The organism is Deinococcus pimensis DSM 21231 (assembly GCF_000519345.1).
GTDB lineage: Bacteria > Deinococcota > Deinococci > Deinococcales > Deinococcaceae > Deinococcus_A > Deinococcus_A pimensis.
In genome coordinates this window covers 7,155-8,661 of record NZ_KI912646.1, presented here as the reverse complement: position 1 = coordinate 8,661, position 1,507 = coordinate 7,155, and the positions used below count along the sequence as shown (strand labels likewise).

At 70.5% G+C, this 1,507-nt stretch carries 2 protein-coding genes; one reads left to right on the top strand and one right to left on the bottom strand.

What is annotated here, in order from left to right; translation table 11 throughout:
- Nucleotides 1-1,106 (bottom strand): fatty acid desaturase family protein (locus tag DEIPI_RS30870; protein WP_052351722.1); only part of this gene is annotated, 1,106 nt, incomplete at its 3' end.
- A gap of 206 nt (nt 1,107-1,312) precedes the next feature.
- Here DEIPI_RS30870 and DEIPI_RS0112720 point away from each other — a divergent pair.
- On the top strand, nt 1,313-1,507 hold a 195-nt coding region (locus DEIPI_RS0112720), incomplete at its 3' end, for an Rrf2 family transcriptional regulator (protein ID WP_027482006.1).

Below are 1,507 nucleotides of genomic sequence, written 5' to 3'. Positions count from 1 at the left end.
GCCGCGCCTCCCCAGCGCGCGTACGAGCCCAGCGGGTCGCGTGGAGCGCTCCAGACGCGGCGCACGAGCGACGGGCCGCCCGCCGCCACCTTCAGGCCGTACCCCAGCGACGGGAACACGCGGCCCTCGGGGTCCGTGAAGGACACGCGGTCCGCGCCGTACCAGCGCGGCGTGCGCCACAGGGCCGCCAGCGCCGCGCCCCAGGGCATCTCCTGGTAGCGGTCGGGGTAGAGCGTCCGCAGCACCTCGCGCACCTTCGGCGCGTGGACGGGGTTCACGCCGGGCAGCACGTGATGCTCCACGTGATGCGAGAAGTTCAGGTGCAGCACGTCCAGCCAGCGCGGATTGCGGACCGAGAGGCTGTTCACGAGCGGGTCGTTCGTCTCGGTCATGGGGTTGAGGCCGTGGTTCGTCGCGATGTACGAGATCACGAGGAAGTTGCCGACCATCACGGGCAGCACGAACAGCAGCGCGAACGGGCCCGGCCCGACCAGCAGGGCCAGCGCCGCCCACACCGCGTAGGGCGTGACCGTCTGGAGGAGGATCACGCGGCGGTCGCGTGGCGCGAGCTTGCCCCAGAAGGACCTGAGGATCAGCAGGGAGTGCAGCGAGAACCAGAAGGAGAACGACACGAAGTACAGGAAGCTGCGCGCGCGCGGCGGGAGCTTCGAGAGGGCGCGCACGCCGACGTGCCCGTCGTAGCTCTCCAGGGTGTCGAAGGCGTCCGGGTCGAGGTCGGGGTGCTGCGTGTGGCCGTGGTGCTCCACGTTGTGCCAGCGCCGCCACAGCCTCGGGGAGAGCCCGAACGGGGAGAACAGCAGGCCGCCGATCGCGTCGCGCAGCCACGGCGTCTTCACGACGGAGCCGTGCAGCACCTCGTGCGCGAGGAAGCCGAGCGTGGCGAGCGACAGGCCCATCAGGACGCTCACGACGAGCTTGAGGAGGAGCGGCCAGGCGGTGGCGAGGATCGCGAGCGCGCCGAGCGCGACGACGAGGACGTGCGGGATCAGCCAGAGCAGTCGGGAGGGGACGGGGTCGAAGACGCTGCGCGGCAGGTGCTTCTTGAGTTCGCGGGCGTACAGGCCCAGATGCTGGAGTTCGTTCACGAGGGTGACCTCCTGATGAGATGCGAATGACGGCGGGCGCGTCGTGCCCCCGGGATGCAAACGGCTCATTCTACCCGCGCCGCTCATGAGGGTTGAGGTCCGGTCGTGGGGCTTGCGGGACGGTCGCCGTGTGGCGGGCGACGCGGGGTTGACGGGAGACCCTGCTGTAACTAAGATGCTTACATGTTGGGAGGTGAGTAGCAGCCGTGAACAGCCAGTACGCCGTCGCCGTGCACGTCCTCGCCCTGATCGGGTTCTCCCCGCGAGACGCGGCCAGCAGTGAGGCCATCGCCGCGAGCGTCGGCACGAACGCCGTCGTGGTCCGCAACGTCATGGGCCTGCTGCGCCGTTCCGACCTGCTGCGCACCCGCCGGGGCGTCGCGGGCGCCGAGCTCGCGCGG